The organism is Microbacterium sp. JZ70 (genome assembly GCF_053903225.1).
Window position 1 is genome coordinate 2,499,644 of record NZ_CP096405.1, and the last position, 14,232, is coordinate 2,513,875.

Below are 14,232 nucleotides of genomic sequence, written 5' to 3' on the forward strand. Positions count from 1 at the left end.
CGGAGGAGGCTACGGCGTCGCGGCGCCCCCGTGCACGTGCGCGCGCTGCCCATGACGGCCGACGAGGCTCAGGTACTCGACGGCTCCCGCGCTCGTCGCACCGAACCAGTGCGGGGTGCGCGTGTCGAACTCCACCGCCTCGCCCGCGTGGAGAAGGAGGTCCTGGTCGCCGAGGACGAGCCGGAGCGTCCCGTTGAGGACGTACGCCCAGTCGTGCCCCTCATGCGAGCGGAGATCGGGAGCTCGGTCGTCCCGGTCGGCCGGCAGCACGAACTTGAACGCCTGCACCCCACCGGGGCGCCGGGTGAGCGGGATGATGACCGAGCCGTCGCCGCAGGAGATCGGGCGCAGGTCCACCCGCGGGTCGGCCGTGCGCGGGGCGTCGACGAGGGAGTCGATCGTGACGCCGTAGTACCGGGCGAGGGGCAGGAGCTGCTCGAGGGTGGGCCGGCGCAGACCGGCCTCGAGCCGCGACAGCGTGCTGACGGAGATCCCGGTCGCCTCCGCGAGCGCCGTGAGCGTGATGTCGCGCCGCAGCCGAAGGTGCTTGAGCCTCGGCCCGACCGCGTCGAGAGTCTGGTCTGCAGATGTTCGCATGGCACCAGTTTGCCATTCGGCAAGAATATTTGCCACCGTGAGCTCCGGGATGGGACGCTCTTCCCGCACCCCGCGCACGGTCGGGGAGAAGGAGATGAGCATGCACGACTTCGACAAGGCCTTCTGGGAGGATCACTGGTCCGCCCACGCCCCTTCGGATCCCGGGCTCGACGCACCCCACCCGTACCTGGACAGGGAGATCGGCGGCCTCGCGCCCGGCACGGCGCTCGACGCAGGGTGCGGGACCGGGGCCGAGGCGGTCTGGCTCGCCGAACGAGGATGGCAGGTCACCGGCGTCGACCTCTCCGCGAACGCACTGGCAGCGGCCGCGCGTCGCGCCGCCGCTGCGGGGGTCGCGGACCGGATCGACTGGGTCGAGGCGGACATCGCACGATGGCGACCGAGGCGGACGTGGAGCCTCGTCCTGACGAGCTACGCGCACGCCGACATCGGCCAGCTCGACCTCTTCCGCCTCCTCGCGTCACAGGTCGCACCGGGCGGCACGCTCCTCGTCGTCGCCCACGCGCCTTCGCCCGCCCACGGGCATGGCACCGTCCCGCATCCCGCGCACGCGACCGCCTCCCCCGGCGACATCGCGTCGCTGCTGACCGCGCCCGAATGGCAGGTCGACAGCCGGTACACGTCGTCCCGGGCACTGACGATCGGCACCCACCGGCAGCATCTCCGCGACGTCGTCGTGCGCGCTCATCGTGTCCACTGAACCGGAAAGGCCCGCTCCATGACCTCGACCTCCCCCGTCCGCGTCCATCCGCCATCCCTCGTCGTCGACGATCCGCTGCGACGCCGCGCGATCCTCTGGGCTGTCGGCATCGCGCTCATGGCCGTCGTCGCGTCGGTCTCCGGGCTCAACGTCGCGCAGCCGCAGCTCGCGAGCGCGTTCGACGCGTCGCAGGGCGACGTGCTCTGGATCATCAACACCTACACGCTCACGCTCGCGGCTCTCCTGCTTCCTCTCGGCGCCGCAGGAGACCGACTGGGACGACGCCGCGTGCTCCTGCTCGGGCTCGCCCTCTTCGGGCTCGCCAACATCGCCGGCGCTCTCGCGCCCGTGCTCGAGGCGATGCTCGCCGCGCGGCTCCTGGCGGGGGTCGGCGCCGCGATGATCATGCCCGTGACGCTCGCGGTCATCACCGCCACCTTCCCCGAGGGCGAGCGCTCGCGCGCGATCGGCATCTGGAGCGCGGTCGCGGCGAGCGGCGGCCTCCTCGGCATGTACCTCTCGGCCCTCCTCGTCGACCTCGCCTCGTGGCGATGGCTCTTCGCGCTGCCCATCGCACTGACGATCGCGGCGCTCCTCGTCGCCATCCGAGCGGTGCCGGACTCGCGCGAGGTCGCGAGCGGCCGTTTCGACCTCGTCGGCGCCGTGACCTCGGTCGTCGCCGCCGTGGGGTTCACGTTCGCGCTGCACGAGGCTCCGACGCACGGCTGGACCGATCCGGTCGTGCTCGTCGCACTCGCGGCGGCCGCGCTCGCCGCCGTCGCGTTCGCGGTGTGGGAGCTCCGCGCGGACGACCCCCTGCTCGACCTGCGGTTCTTCCGCCGGCGCGGCCTCTCCTCCGGGTCCGCGATCCTCCTCGTGCTGTTCGGCGTGCAGGGCGGCGTCTCGCTGATGCTCTATCCGTTCCTCCAGGTCGCGCTCGGGTGGAGCGGCCTCCTCGCCACGCTCGGCCTGATGCCGCTGGCGCTCATGATGATGCTCGCGTCCGGCCTCGCTCCGCGGTTCGCTGCGCGCGTCGGCACACGGACAGCGATGGTCGCGGGCCTCGGGATGTCGGCGGCGGGTCTCGCGCTCATGGCCGGTCTCGTGTCCGCGGACGGAGGCTACCTCAGCGTTCTGCCGGGCCTCGTCGTCCTGGGCGTCGGCGCAGGGCTCGCGATGACCCCGTCGACCGAGGCGATCACCTCGTCGCTTCCCAAGGAGCGTCAGGGAGTCGCGTCCGCCGTCAACGACCTCGCACGCGAGCTCGGCGCGGCCCTCGGCATCGCCCTGCTCGGCGGGCTCCTCGTCGCCGGCTACCGCGACGCGATCTCGGTGCGGCTGGACGGCGTCCCGGCGGAGTGGGCCGGCGCCGCGAGCGAGGGCATCGCGACCGCCGCCGCGATCGCGACGGAGGCCGGTCCCCATGCGGCGCAGATCCTCGATGCCGCCCGCGTCGCGTTCGTCGTGGGCTGGCAGCAGACGATGTGGGCGGGCGCCGCGGTCCTGGGCGCGGTCGCCATCGCCATCCTCGTGCGCGGACCGGTATCCGCCGTCGACCGCTCGCCGTCCGCGGACGCGAGCTGAGCCGGGACCTCGCCTCACAACGCGAGAGCGCCCCGTCTTCCGACGGGGCGCTCTCGCTCTTCTGGTGGACCTGAGGGGACTCGAACCCCTGACCCCCTGCATGCCATGCAGGTGCGCTACCAGCTGCGCCACAGGCCCAGACGCTGTCCGGTAGAAGCCCCGGACAACTCCTTTAGCTTACATGACGGTTTCCGCGCGGTGAAATCCGCTCAGTCCGCCGGGCGCGTCGCGGGGAGGTCGATCGGCACCACGGGGCAGTCCTTCCAGAGGCGCTCGAGCGCATAGAACGACCGCTCCTCCTGGTGGAAGATGTGCGCCACGAGGTCGCCGAAGTCGAGGAGCACCCAGCGCGCCTCCGAGCGGCCCTCGCGGCGCAGGCACTTGTGGCCCGCCTCGAGGAGCTTGTCCTCGATCTCGTCGGCGATGGCCGCGACATTGCGCTCGCTGCGCCCCGTCGCCAGGAGGAAGATGTCCACGAGCGGAAGGGGCTGCGAGACGTCGAGCGCGACGAGATCCTCTGCGCCCTTGGAATCCGCCGCGGCGGCGGCGATCTGCAGCATGTCGATGGACGACTGTGTTGCCATCAGCCGAATACTCCTGTCGCGTAGGCGATGACGACGGCCGCGACGACGGCGATGCCGAGGCCTCCTGCGGTGATGCCGAGCGTCAAGATGAGCTTGTGGTTCTTCTCGGGCGCGGGAGGGCGGATGACCTCTCCCGGGCTCTTCGAGGTCGACACCGCGTCGCTCGCGGCGATCGGCGTCGGGGACGAGGAGAGCGGGATCTCGCCGTCGATGAGCACCGCGTCGACCTCGCGGCCGTCGGTCGTGCCCTTCGCGGCGCCGCTCGAGCCGAAGCCCTCGGGGAGCTTGTGCGAGCTCGTGATGAGCAGCTCGCCGGTCGCCGTGATCGGCGCGCTGAGCGCCGCGGTCGCCGGGATCTCATCGAGGACGAGGGTGCTCGGGGCCGAGCTGGAGCCGCTCGTCTCCTGCGGCTGGGTGAGGAGCTCGTCGAACGACGCCGGCGAGTGCGTGATCGCCTCGACCTCGACGCCCTCTCCGAAGTCCGGGCGGAGCGTGGCCTGCTGCTCCCCCGCGTCCTCCGCGGTCGGCGCCTCGGACGACGCGCGCGGGGTCGGCGACGCGGCAGGGGCCTCATCCTCGACGGGCGCTTCCTCGACGGGCGCTTCCGGAGTCTGCTCCACGAGCTCGACGTCGACCGTGGCGGGCGCCGCCGTCTGCGGCACCTGGTCGGTGACGATGGTGGCCTCGATCGTCTCCGGCTCGGCCTGCGTCTCCGGCTCGGCCTGCTCGGCGTTCACCGTGGGGGTCGCGTTGGTGCGCAGACGCTCCTGCTCGCGCAGCTGACGGCGCGTCAGGACCGGGTGAGCGGGAGCGGGCGACGGGGCGCTCTCCCCCTCGGACGATGTCCGGTCGTCGGGCGTCGCCGACGCAGTGGGCTCACCGTCCACGGGCTCAGCGGGCTCGTCCACGGGCTCAGCGGGCTCGGCGTCCGCGGTCTGCGCCTCCTCGCGCTCCTCCTCGGCGACGGCCGGCACGACCTCGAGCTCCTCGACCTCGTCGGTCGCCTCGCCGTCGTCCGACGCGGGGGCGGGGTTCTCGTCGGACGGCTCGTCGATCGCGGGCGCTGCCGCCTCCTCCTCGACGGCTCTCGCGTCGCGGTCGGCCGCGATGTCGTCCTCGGTGAGGATCGGCGTCTGTCCGGTCTGGCGCAGCTCACGCAGCTGACGTCGTGTGAGGGGACGACCGTCTGATGTGCTCATGACTTGCTCCGATACAGATGATGCTTCGCGATGTACTGCACCACGCCATCCGGCACGAGGTACCAGACGGGAAGATCGCGTCTCACGCGGTCCCGGCAATCGGTGGAGGAGATCGCCAGTGCGGGGATCTCCAGGCGACTCACGCCGTCGTCGGGCAGTCCATCCGTGCTGAGCACGTGACCGGGACGCGAGACGGCGACGAAGTGGGCGAGCTCCCACAGCTCATGATGGTCCCGCCAGCTGAGAATCTGCGCCACGGCATCGGCGCCGGAGATGAAGAACAGCTCGGCATCGGGGCGCTCGGCCTTCAGGTCGCGCAGCGTGTCGACCGTGTAGGTGAGCCCTCCGCGGTCGATGTCGACGCGGCTGACCGTGAAGCGCGGGTTCGACGCGGTCGCGATGACCGTCATCTCGTACCGCGCCTGCGCGGGCGACACCTTCTCCTTCTGCCACGGCTGCCCCGTCGGCACGAAGACGACCTCGTCGAGGTCGAACGACGTCGCGACCTCGCTCGCGGCGACGAGGTGACCGTGGTGGATGGGATCGAACGTCCCGCCCATCACCCCGATCCGAGGAGCACGCGTCGTGGTCGTCACCTTCCGAGGCCTAGTGGCCGTGCCCTGCTTCGCCGTCGACGTGCTCGCTCGCGTCGGCGTGGCGGTTGGCGACGTTGCGGTACGACGCGGCCACGAGCGCGAGGACGCCGAAGATCCCGAAGGCGACGAGTCCGAAGGGCAGGGTCTCCAGGGCGACGTTGCCGTGCTCGGATTCTGCGGCGAGGGTCGCGATCGCGGTGGCGAAGTGCATAGATGTTCCGTTCTACGGTCGGGCGGACCCTTCCAGCTTACCGTCAGCCCCGCACCTGGCCGGAGCCACGCCCGACCCACTTGGTGCTGGTCAGCTCGGGAAGGCCCATCGGCCCCCGCGCGTGCAGCTTCTGCGTCGAGATGCCGACCTCGGCGCCGAACCCGAACTCGCCGCCGTCCGTGAAGCGCGTCGACGCGTTCGCGAAGACGGCCGCCGAGTCGACCTCGTCGAGGAAGCGCTCGGCGTTGCGCACGTCGGCCGTGACGATCGACTCCGTGTGGCCCGTGCTGTACCGGCGGATGTGCGCGATCGCGTCGTCGAGCGTGTCGACCACGCGCATCGCGATGTCGAGGCTCAGGTACTCGGTCTCCCAGTCCTCCTCCGTCGCGGGGACGATGCCGGACGCGAGCGCCGCGACGGCCTCGTCGCCGTGGACGGTCACGCCCTCCGCCTGCAGCGCCGCGACGACCGAGGGGATGAGCCGGTCGGCCGCCTCGCGGACGACGAGCACGGTCTCCGCCGCGTTGCACACGCTCGGCCGCTGCACCTTGGCGTTCACGACGATGTCGCGGGCCCAGTCCTCCGGGGCCGACGCATCGAGCACGACGTGCACGTTGCCCGCTCCGGTCTCGATCACCGGCACGATCGACTCCGTGACGACCGTCTCGATGAGACCTGCGCTCCCGCGCGGGACGAGGACGTCGACCAGCCCGCGGCCGCGCATGAGGGCGCGCGCGCCGTCGCGCCCGAAGTCGTCGACCGTCTGCACCGCGTCGCCCACGACGCCCTGTGCCTCGAGAGCGCGGCGCATCACGTCGACGAGGACCGTGTTCGACGACCGGGCGGCGCTGCCGCCGCGCAGGACGACGGCGTTCCCCGACTGCAGCGCGAGCGCCGCGATGTCGACGGTGACGTTGGGGCGCGCCTCGTAGATCACGCCGACGACGCCGAACGGCACACGGCGCTGCTCGAGCAGCACCCCGTTGTACATCCGCTGCCCCCGGACGAGCTCGCCCACGGGGTCGGGCAGCGCGGCGACCTGGCGCACGGCGGCCGCGAGCGCGTCGATGCGCGCCTCGTCGAGGCGCAGGCGGTCCAGGAGCGATGCGCCGATCTGCTGCTCCTCGCCGCGGCGCAGATCCTCGGCGTTCGCGGCGATGATCTCGGCGCGGTGCGCGATGAGCGCATCGGCGATCGCATGCAGCGCGGCCTTCTTCTCGTCGCTCGTCAGACGCGCCACCGCGCGCGACGCCTCCTTCGCGCGCCGCAGGCGGTCCTCGGGGACCTCGACCGCGGTGTGCTCGGGGGCGATGAGTGCGTCTGTCGTCATCCGCCCATTCTAGCGAGCGGGCCGGTCGCGACGGCCCCTCCGTCGGACGGCGCGAACCACGTGCCGACGGGCGCGCCGGCGAGGGCGTCGGCGACCTGGTCGGCGCTCGTGACGAGCACGCCGATGCCGGCGCTCGAGGCGAGACGCGCGGCCGAGGCCTTGGTCGCCGCTCCCCCGGTGCCGACGCTGTTGACGACCTTCGAGCCGAAGGCGTACGACGACAGATCGTCGTCCGGCTCGATGACGTGGATCGGCTCGGCCCCCGGCTCCCCCGGCGGGCGCGTGTACAGCGCCGTGATGTCGCTCAGGAGAACGAGCGCGTCGGCTCCGACGAGACGCGCGACGAGGGCGGCCAGGCGGTCGTTGTCGCCGAACCGGATCTCGTGCGTGGCGACCGTGTCGTTCTCGTTGATGATCGGGAGGATGCGCAGTCCGAGCAGGCGCTCGATCGCGCGGCGCGCGTTGCTGCGGTGCGTCGGGTCCTCCATGTCGTGGGCGGTGAGCAGCACCTGCCCCGCCATGATGTCGAAGGGCCGCAGTGCCTCGAGGTAGCGGTACACGAGGACGTTCTGGCCGACGGCGGCGGCCGCCTGCTGCGTCGCGAGGTCGTGCGGGCGGGACTCCAGGTCGAGGAACGGCATCCCCGTCGCGATCGCCCCGGACGAGACGAGGAGCACCTCGGCGCCGCGCGCGTGCGCGGCCGCGAGAGCCTCGACGAGGACCGGGATCCGCCACGCGGCCTCGCCGCTGATCGACGACGAGCCGACCTTCACGACGATGCGACCCGCGGTCGCCAGCTCGCTCCTGTGCCGCACCGTCATTCGGTGTCGTCCTCCTCGTCGTCGCGACGCGCCCGGCGGCGCTCCTCCTCCATCGCCCGCTCGAGCGTGCGGGCATCCTGACGGGCGTAGTACTGCTCGCGCCGCTCGGCCGTCGTGCGCCGGCGGTTCGGGTCCAGACGCGGATCGAGGCCGCGCGGCGCCTGGATGAGCTCCGCCGCCGACGCGATCGACGGCTCCCAGTCGAACACGATGCCGGCGTCCCCGCCGATCACGACCGTGGAGCCGGGCACGGCGCCGAGCCGGAACAGCTCGTCCTCGACGCCCAGCTTCTCGAGGCGGTCGGCGAGGAAGCCCACGGCCTCCTCGTTCTGGAAGTCGGTCTGCTGCACCCAGCGCAGGGGCTTCTCGCCGAGCACGTGGTACACGTTCCCGTACGTTCCGCCCTCGACGCGCACCGTGAACTCCTTCTCGGAGCCCTTGGGGCGGATGACGACCCGTTCCCGCGGAGGCTCGACCGGCGCGGCCTTCCGGTGCTCGTCGATGATCTCGCCGAGGGCGAAGGTCAGCTCGCGGAGCCCGCGCCGCGCGACCGTCGAGATCTCGAACACGCGGTAGCCGAGCGCCTCGAGGTCGGGCCGCACGAACTCGGCGAGCTCATGCGCCTCGGGCACGTCGACCTTGTTGAGCACGACGATCTGCGGGCGCTCGAGGAGCGGCACCTGGCCGTCCGCCACCGGGTAGTTCGCGAGCTCCTGGCGGATGGTCTCGAGGTCGGTGATCGGGTCGCGTCCGGGCTCGAGCGTGGCGCAGTCGAGCACGTGGACGAGCGCGGTGCACCGCTCGACGTGGCGGAGGAACTCCAGGCCGAGCCCGCGCCCCTCGCTCGCGCCCTCGATGAGGCCGGGCACGTCGGCGACCGTGTAGCGGATGTCGCCGGCCTGGACGACGCCGAGATTCGGGTGCAGCGTCGTGAAGGGGTAGTCGGCGATCTTGGGCCGCGCGGCGGAGATCGCCGCGATGAGGCTCGACTTGCCCGCCGACGGGAACCCGACGAGCGCGACGTCGGCGACGGTCTTCAGCTCGAGGACGACGTCGCCCTCCCAGCCGGGGGTGCCGAGGAGCGCGAACCCCGGCGCCTTCCGCTTGGGCGATGCGAGCGCCGCGTTGCCCAGCCCGCCGCGGCCGCCGGGGGCCGCGATGATGCGCATCCCCGGCTCGATGAGGTCGACGAGCACCTCGCCGTCGGGTGACTTCACGACCGTGCCGACCGGAACCGGCAGCTCGAGGTCCTCGCCCTGCGCGCCCGATCGGTGGTCGCCCATCCCGAAGCCGCCGTTGCCCGCCGAGCGATGCGGCGAGTGGTGGTAGCTCAGGAGGGTGGTCGTCTGCGGATCGGCGACGAGCACGATGTCGCCGCCGTCTCCGCCGTTGCCGCCGTCGGGCCCGCCGAGCGGCTTGAACTTCTCACGGTGCACCGAGACGCAGCCGTTGCCGCCCTTGCCTGCGCGCAGGTGCAGCGTCACCTCGTCGACGAACGTGACCATGTCGGTTCCTGACCTCTCGCGGGAGCGTCCCGGACGAACCGGGGGAAAGAGAACGGGGCGGGCCGAAGCCCGCCCCGTCCAGATGCATGTGCGTCTGCGGTGATTACTCGCCCGCGACGATGTTGACGACCTTGCGGCCGCCCTTGGTGCCGAACTCCACGGCACCGGCAGCGAGCGCGAAGAGCGTGTCGTCGCCGCCGCGGCCCACGTTGGCGCCCGGGTGGAAGTGCGTGCCGCGCTGACGGACGAGGATCTCGCCCGCGTTGACGGTCTGGCCGCCGAAGCGCTTGACGCCGAGGCGCTGCGCGTTCGAGTCGCGGCCGTTGCGGGTGGAGCTTGCGCCCTTCTTATGTGCCATCTCTGGAGCCTCTTCCGCTTACTTGATGCCGGTGACCTTGACGCGCGTCAGGTCCTGACGGTGACCCTGGCGCTTCTTGTAGCCGGTCTTGTTCTTGTACTTCTGGATGACGATCTTGGGGCCGCGCAGGTCGCCGAGGACCTCGGCGGTGACCTTGACCTTCGCCAGCTTCTTGGCGTCGGTCGTCACGGTGTCGCCGTCGACGAAGAGGACGGCGGGCAGCTCGATCGTCTCACCCTCGGCAGCCTTGAGGCGGTCGAGCGTCACGATGGTCCCGACCTCGACCTTCTCCTGCCGGCCACCGGCGCGAACAACTGCGTAAACCACGTTCATACCTGTTTCATTGGGGAAGCCGTGCGGCTTCCGAATCTCACGGGAAGACTTCGCTTGCGGGTCGCACCGGATGTGCGAGGTGCGTCTCGGGCAAGACTTTCGTCGCGCCGCCAGTGGGAGAGCGCGCGACAGGGGACGCACCAAAGGAATACTTTACCCGATGTCGGGCGGTTCGGCCAAAAGCGGCAACGCGGCGCGTCGGGCGCGGATGTCCGTAGGCTGGATGGCCATGACCGTTCTCGTCGACAAGGCGATGTGGCCCGCGCACGGGCGCCTGTGGGCCCATCTCGTGAGCGACGAGAGCCTCGCCGAGCTGCATGCCTTCGCAGCGGCGAACGACATCCCGCGGCGGGCGTTCGACCGCGACCACTACGACGTGCCGGAGGATGCGCTCCCCCGGCTCGTCGCGGCGGGCGCCACGGCGGTCTCGGCGCACGAGCTCACGCGCGCCCTCATCGCCTCCGGCCTGCGGGTGCGCGCTCGGGACCGCCGCTGAGGCCCCGAGCGCGCGTGACGTCACTCCCCGTCGCGGGTCGCGGGGTTGACGGTGACCGCTGTGCCGAGCAGCGCGGCCGTCGTGACACGACGGCGGGCACGGCCCTGGCCGGGCGCCTTCGGCTCGGGCAGCGCCTCGAGCACGGAGTCGAGCAGCTGGGCGGCCTCCGACGTCGGCGCGACCGACGGGGGCTTCTCGACCGAGCGCTTCTTGCGCGGTCGCCGCGGGCGCTCGCGCTCCTCGCTCTGGGCGCCGCCGCGCGGCCCCTCGGGGAGCTCGATGCCGAGTGAGGCAAGGTCGGCCGGCTGCTCCGCGCGCGCGGGCTGCTCGGGGCGCTGCGGCTCCGACGCCTCGGTCTCCGGCTTCGCGATCGTCGACGCGGCGATCTGCGCGAGCGCCGACTTCACGCCGTCCGTGATGACGTGCGCGGCCGACGACGGCTGCGCGGGCGCGGCGCTCTGGGACGACTGTCCGCCGCGCGAGCGACGGCCGGAGCCGTTGGAGCCGTTCGAGCCTGCGCCGTTCGAGCGGTGCTTGACCACCGGGTCGTGATGGACGATGACGCCGCGGCCGGCGCACACCTCGCACGGCTCGCTGAACGTCTCGAGCAGGCCCAGGCCGAGCTTCTTGCGGGTCATCTGCACGAGGCCGAGCGAGGTGACCTCGGCGACCTGGTGCTTCGTCCGGTCCCGGCTCAGGCACTCGATGAGGCGCCGCAGGACGAGGTCGCGGTTGGACTCGAGCACCATGTCGATGAAGTCGACGACGATGATGCCGCCGATGTCGCGCAGCCGGAGCTGGCGGACGATCTCCTCGGCCGCCTCGAGGTTGTTCTTCGTGACGGTCTCCTCGAGGTTGCCCCCCGAGCCGACGAACTTGCCCGTGTTCACGTCGACGACCGTCATCGCCTCGGTGCGGTCGATGACGAGCGAGCCGCCGGACGGCAGCCAGACCTTGCGGTCGAGCGCCTTCTCGATCTGCTCCGTGATGCGGTACTCGTCGAAGGGGTCGCGGTCGCCCTCGTAGTGCTCGACACGGTCGAGCAGGTCGGGCGCGACGCCCGTGAGGTAGTCGACGATCGTCCGCTGCGCCTCCGCGCCCTGGATGAGGAGCTTCGTGAAGTCCTCATTGAAGACATCGCGGATGATCTTGACGAGCAGGTCGGGCTCGCTGTGCAGCAGCGCGGGCGCGTTGCCCTTCTGCACGAGCTCGTTGATGTGCGCCCACTGCGAGGTGAGGCGGTTGACGTCGCGGGTCAGCTGCTCCTCGGTGGCCCCCTCCGCGGCGGTGCGGACGATGACGCCCGACGACTCGGGGAGCACCTCCTTGAGGATCTTCTTGAGGCGCGCCCGCTCGGTGTCGGGCAGCTTGCGCGAGATGCCGTTCATGGCGCCGCCCGGCACGTACACGAGGTAGCGGCCCGGGAGCGAGATCTGGCTGGTCAGACGCGCGCCCTTGTGGCCCACGGGGTCCTTCGTGACCTGCACGAGGACGCGGTCGCCCTGCTTGAGCGCGAGCTCGATGCGACGCGGCTGGTTGCCGGTCTCGACGGCATCCCAGTCGACCTCGCCCGAGTACAGCACGGCGTTGCGGCCGCGGCCGATGTCGACGAACGCGGCCTCCATGCTGGGCAGCACGTTCTGCACGCGGCCGAGGTACACGTTGCCGATGAGCGATGCGTCCTGGTTGCGCGCCACGTAGTGCTCGACGAGCACGTTGTCCTCGAGCACGGCGATCTGGATGCGTCCGTTCTTCGAGCGGACGATCATCTGGCGGTCCACCGCCTCGCGGCGGGCGAGGAACTCGGCCTCGGTCACGACGGGACGACGGCGGCCCGCCTCCCGGCCGTCCCGACGGCGCTGCTTCTTCGCCTCGAGGCGCGTCGAGCCCTTGATGCGCTGCGGCTCGGTGATCACCTCGACGACGCGCTGCCGGCGGCGCGGCTCGTCCTGCGGCGCCTCGTCGACCCCGTCGGATCCGCCGCGACGGCGCCGACGGCGCGACGAGCGCCCGCCCTGCTGCTCCTCGGGCTCGGGCTCGGGGAGCGCGGGCAGCGGCGTGATGTCGGGCGCGTAGAAGTGCAGGTCCGTCGTGACGCGCGAGACGAAGTCGGCCGGGAGGAGGCCGAGGCTCACCGCGGTGACCGGCTCGGGCTCAGGCTCCTCCGCCGGCACCTCGTCCTCCACCGGCACCTCGTCCTCCGCCGGCGCGTCGGAGTCCTCGGAGTCCGCGGATCCGGCTTCCGAGCTCTCGCCCTCGGGCGCGTCGGTCTCGGCGGCCGGCTCCGCGCCATCCGATGCCTGCTCGGCCTTGTCGACCTGCGGTGCGTCGGGCGCGTCCGGCGTCTCGTCCGCGGCGCTCTCGCGCTGCGCGTCGGGCTGCGTCGTGGGCTCGACAGCCGCCTCGTCGCCTCCGTTCGCGTCGAAGGTTCCGTCTGTGTCGTTGTTCACTTCAGCCATCGCTGGCGTACTCCCTGCGGGGCGGAGGTCCGCCCGAGAATCTCGTGCGGCCCCGCATCGCGCGGCCGCGAACTCCATCGGCATGCGACCGGCACTTCGCTCTGGTCGCGCGGGGCAGCCGTTGCCCCGAAGTCTTGTCACTCGACGGCTCCCCGACCTCGCCGGGGTGCACGTCGGGACCATTATCTCACTACCTGCTGTTCACCCGCACCCTGAGGCGCGAGGGAGGGTGCCCGGGCGCGCCGCACGGACGGCGCGCGCAGTCCGCGATGCGATAATCCGACCATGCCCGAGACTCGCACGCGCCCCACCGCTCTGGCCATCTGGCTCGTCGTCGCCGGCGTCATCGGCTGGTGGGCGGCGTTCTCGCTCACGGTCGAGAAGTTCCACCTGCTGGAGAACCCGAGTGCGGCGCTCGGCTGCGACTTCAACGTGCTCGTCCAGTGCGCGGCGAACCTCGACGCCTGGCAGGGCTCCGTGTTCGGCTTCCCGAACCCGCTGCTCGGGGTCACCGGATGGGTCGCCCCGGTCGTCGTCGGGATGGCGCTGCTCGCCGGCGCGCGCTTCTCCCGCTGGTTCTGGGCCCTGTTCACGCTCGGGATGGCGTTCGCGTTCGGCTTCGTGTGCTGGCTCATCGGCCAGAGCATCTTCGTCATCGGGACGCTGTGCCCGTGGTGCATGGTGACGTGGGTCGTCACCATCCCCTCGTTCTACGCGGTGCTGCTCCACGCCATCCGGATCGGGGCGATCCCCCTCCCGCGTCCCGTGCGCAGGGGCGCCGACGCGCTCATCGGCTGGCTGCCGCTCCTCGCCGTGCTGAGCTACGTCGCCATCGCGGTCATGGCCCAGCTGCGCCTCGACGTTCTCGGGATGCTGTTCTAGGCCGACGCACGCAGAGAGCCGGCATCGGGAGCGTTCCCGATGCCGGCTCGCTCCGCTCGCGGAGTGCGTTTCGACTCGCTCCGCTCGCTCAACGACCGGGGGCGGCTCGCTCCGCTCGCTGAGTGTTTAGAACCAGATCTCGAGCTCGCGGGCGGCGGACTCGGGGCTGTCCGAGCCGTGCACGAGGTTCTGCTGCACGGCGAGGCCCCAGTCGCGGCCGAGGTCGCCGCGGATGGTGCCCGGGGCGGCGGTCGTCGGGTCGGTCGTGCCGGCGAGCGCGCGGAAGCCCTCGATCACGCGGTTCCCGGCGACGCGGATCGCGACGACGGGGCCCGACAGCATGAACTCGAGGAGCGGCTCGTAGAACGGCTTGCCCTCGTGCTCGGCGTAGTGCCGGGCGAGCAGGTCGCGGCTCGGCTCGACGAGCTTGATGTCGACGAGCGAGTAGCCCTTCGCCTCGATGCGGCGGAGGATCTCGCCGGTGAGGCCGCGGGCGACGCCATCGGGCTTGACGAGGACGAGGGTCTCTTCGGTGGCCATGGGAGTGCCTTTCTCG

16 protein-coding genes and 1 tRNA gene are annotated in these 14,232 nt (G+C 71.7%); 4 read left to right on the forward strand and 13 right to left on the reverse strand.

Translation table 11 applies throughout. The features are described from left to right. Window positions 1–9: 9 nt before the first annotated feature. On the reverse strand, window positions 10–597 hold the full coding sequence (locus M1D46_RS11550; protein WP_456285611.1) for a helix-turn-helix domain-containing protein: 588 nt from the start codon (window positions 595–597) through the stop codon (window positions 10–12). A gap of 100 nt (window positions 598–697) precedes the next feature. Here M1D46_RS11550 and M1D46_RS11555 point away from each other — a divergent pair, with 100 nt between their 5' ends. Both M1D46_RS11555 and M1D46_RS11560 read left to right on the forward strand, forming a co-directional pair. Further along, a complete protein-coding gene (locus tag M1D46_RS11555; RefSeq protein ID WP_456285612.1) occupies window positions 698–1,318 on the forward strand; it encodes a class I SAM-dependent methyltransferase in 621 nt (206 codons plus the stop codon). Window positions 1,319–1,336: 18 nt separating this feature from the next. Beyond that, entirely contained in the window at window positions 1,337–2,902 is a 1,566-nt protein-coding gene (locus M1D46_RS11560; RefSeq protein ID WP_456285613.1) for an MFS transporter, read from the forward strand. Window positions 2,903–2,964: 62 nt separating this feature from the next. On the opposite strand, the gene M1D46_RS11565 is transcribed toward M1D46_RS11560, so the two are convergent. The 10 genes from M1D46_RS11565 to rplU all read right to left on the reverse strand — a co-directional run bounded on the left by M1D46_RS11565 (window position 2,965) and on the right by rplU (window position 9,833). Beyond that, window positions 2,965–3,040, reverse strand: a tRNA-Ala gene (locus M1D46_RS11565). A gap of 71 nt (window positions 3,041–3,111) precedes the next feature. After that, window positions 3,112–3,486 (reverse strand): ribosome silencing factor, encoded by a 375-nt coding sequence (rsfS, locus tag M1D46_RS11570; protein WP_374727730.1) that lies wholly within the window; start codon window positions 3,484–3,486, stop codon window positions 3,112–3,114. Further along, window positions 3,486–4,685: a hypothetical protein gene (locus M1D46_RS11575; protein ID WP_456285614.1), complete on the reverse strand. Its 1,200-nt coding sequence runs from the start codon at window positions 4,683–4,685 to the stop codon at window positions 3,486–3,488. The genes rsfS and M1D46_RS11575 overlap by 1 nt, the downstream gene beginning before the upstream one ends. Beyond that, complete coding sequence (nadD, locus tag M1D46_RS11580) at window positions 4,682–5,245, reverse strand: nicotinate-nucleotide adenylyltransferase (protein ID WP_456285221.1); 564 nt, start codon at window positions 5,243–5,245, stop codon at window positions 4,682–4,684. Before nadD ends, M1D46_RS11575 begins: the two co-directional genes overlap by 4 nt. A 46-nt stretch (window positions 5,246–5,291) precedes the next feature. Continuing rightward, window positions 5,292–5,492 carry a hypothetical protein gene (locus M1D46_RS11585; protein WP_271172000.1) on the reverse strand — a complete coding sequence of 67 codons (201 nt, stop codon included), beginning with the start codon at window positions 5,490–5,492 and terminating at the stop codon, window positions 5,292–5,294. 43 nt (window positions 5,493–5,535) lie between these two features. Beyond that, on the reverse strand, window positions 5,536–6,822 hold the full coding sequence (locus M1D46_RS11590) for a glutamate-5-semialdehyde dehydrogenase (RefSeq protein WP_271172001.1): 1,287 nt from the start codon (window positions 6,820–6,822) through the stop codon (window positions 5,536–5,538). Next, on the reverse strand, window positions 6,819–7,643 hold the full coding sequence (proB, locus tag M1D46_RS11595) for a glutamate 5-kinase (protein WP_271172002.1): 825 nt from the start codon (window positions 7,641–7,643) through the stop codon (window positions 6,819–6,821). The genes M1D46_RS11590 and proB overlap by 4 nt, the downstream gene beginning before the upstream one ends. Beyond that, the gene (gene obgE, locus M1D46_RS11600) at window positions 7,640–9,148 is read right to left on the reverse strand and encodes a GTPase ObgE (protein WP_456285615.1); all 1,509 of its coding nucleotides are present in this window, start codon (window positions 9,146–9,148) and stop codon (window positions 7,640–7,642) included. Before obgE ends, proB begins: the two co-directional genes overlap by 4 nt. Window positions 9,149–9,251: 103 nt before the next feature. Continuing rightward, window positions 9,252–9,506 carry a 50S ribosomal protein L27 gene (gene rpmA / locus M1D46_RS11605; protein ID WP_271172004.1) on the reverse strand — a complete coding sequence of 85 codons (255 nt, stop codon included), beginning with the start codon at window positions 9,504–9,506 and terminating at the stop codon, window positions 9,252–9,254. An 18-nt stretch (window positions 9,507–9,524) separates the two neighbouring features. Next, entirely contained in the window at window positions 9,525–9,833 is a 309-nt protein-coding gene (rplU, locus tag M1D46_RS11610) for a 50S ribosomal protein L21 (RefSeq protein ID WP_271172186.1), read from the reverse strand. A gap of 235 nt (window positions 9,834–10,068) precedes the next feature. Between rplU and M1D46_RS11615 the strand changes: the two genes are divergently transcribed. Further along, window positions 10,069–10,335, forward strand: a complete 267-nt coding sequence (locus tag M1D46_RS11615; protein ID WP_456285616.1) for a DUF4031 domain-containing protein — start codon at window positions 10,069–10,071, stop codon at window positions 10,333–10,335. A 20-nt stretch (window positions 10,336–10,355) separates the two neighbouring features. Here M1D46_RS11615 and M1D46_RS11620 read toward each other — a convergent pair whose 3' ends face one another. Then, entirely contained in the window at window positions 10,356–12,794 is a 2,439-nt protein-coding gene (locus M1D46_RS11620) for an Rne/Rng family ribonuclease (protein ID WP_456285617.1), read from the reverse strand. 285 nt (window positions 12,795–13,079) lie between these two features. Here M1D46_RS11620 and M1D46_RS11625 point away from each other — a divergent pair, with 285 nt between their 5' ends. Continuing rightward, the gene (locus tag M1D46_RS11625) at window positions 13,080–13,676 is read left to right on the forward strand and encodes a vitamin K epoxide reductase family protein (protein WP_271172007.1); all 597 of its coding nucleotides are present in this window, start codon (window positions 13,080–13,082) and stop codon (window positions 13,674–13,676) included. A 126-nt stretch (window positions 13,677–13,802) separates the two neighbouring features. Here M1D46_RS11625 and ndk read toward each other — a convergent pair whose 3' ends face one another. Further along, on the reverse strand, window positions 13,803–14,216 hold the full coding sequence (ndk, locus tag M1D46_RS11630) for a nucleoside-diphosphate kinase (protein ID WP_271172008.1): 414 nt from the start codon (window positions 14,214–14,216) through the stop codon (window positions 13,803–13,805). Window positions 14,217–14,232: the final 16 nt, after the last annotated feature.

Bases quoted from the DNA above. Each gene is read 5' to 3' on its own strand.
- rpmA (WP_271172004.1), bottom strand. From the start codon at position 9,506: ATGGCACATAAGAAGGGCGCAAGCTCCACCCGCAACGGCCGCGACTCG.
- ndk (WP_271172008.1), bottom strand. From the start codon at position 14,216: ATGGCCACCGAAGAGACCCTCGTCCTCGTCAAGCCCGATGGCGTCGCC.
- proB (WP_271172002.1), bottom strand. From the start codon at position 7,643: ATGACGGTGCGGCACAGGAGCGAGCTGGCGACCGCGGGTCGCATCGTC.
- nadD (WP_456285221.1), bottom strand. From the start codon at position 5,245: ATGGGCGGGACGTTCGATCCCATCCACCACGGTCACCTCGTCGCCGCG.
- M1D46_RS11620 (WP_456285617.1), bottom strand. From the start codon at position 12,794: ATGGCTGAAGTGAACAACGACACAGACGGAACCTTCGACGCGAACGGA.
- M1D46_RS11550 (WP_456285611.1), bottom strand. From the start codon at position 597: ATGCGAACATCTGCAGACCAGACTCTCGACGCGGTCGGGCCGAGGCTC.
- M1D46_RS11590 (WP_271172001.1), bottom strand. From the start codon at position 6,822: ATGACGACAGACGCACTCATCGCCCCCGAGCACACCGCGGTCGAGGTC.
- M1D46_RS11585 (WP_271172000.1), bottom strand. From the start codon at position 5,492: ATGCACTTCGCCACCGCGATCGCGACCCTCGCCGCAGAATCCGAGCAC.
- M1D46_RS11555 (WP_456285612.1), top strand. From the start codon at position 698: ATGCACGACTTCGACAAGGCCTTCTGGGAGGATCACTGGTCCGCCCAC.
- M1D46_RS11560 (WP_456285613.1), top strand. From the start codon at position 1,337: ATGACCTCGACCTCCCCCGTCCGCGTCCATCCGCCATCCCTCGTCGTC.
- rsfS (WP_374727730.1), bottom strand. From the start codon at position 3,486: ATGGCAACACAGTCGTCCATCGACATGCTGCAGATCGCCGCCGCCGCG.
- M1D46_RS11575 (WP_456285614.1), bottom strand. From the start codon at position 4,685: ATGAGCACATCAGACGGTCGTCCCCTCACACGACGTCAGCTGCGTGAG.
- obgE (WP_456285615.1), bottom strand. From the start codon at position 9,148: ATGGTCACGTTCGTCGACGAGGTGACGCTGCACCTGCGCGCAGGCAAG.
- M1D46_RS11625 (WP_271172007.1), top strand. From the start codon at position 13,080: ATGCCCGAGACTCGCACGCGCCCCACCGCTCTGGCCATCTGGCTCGTC.
- M1D46_RS11615 (WP_456285616.1), top strand. From the start codon at position 10,069: ATGACCGTTCTCGTCGACAAGGCGATGTGGCCCGCGCACGGGCGCCTG.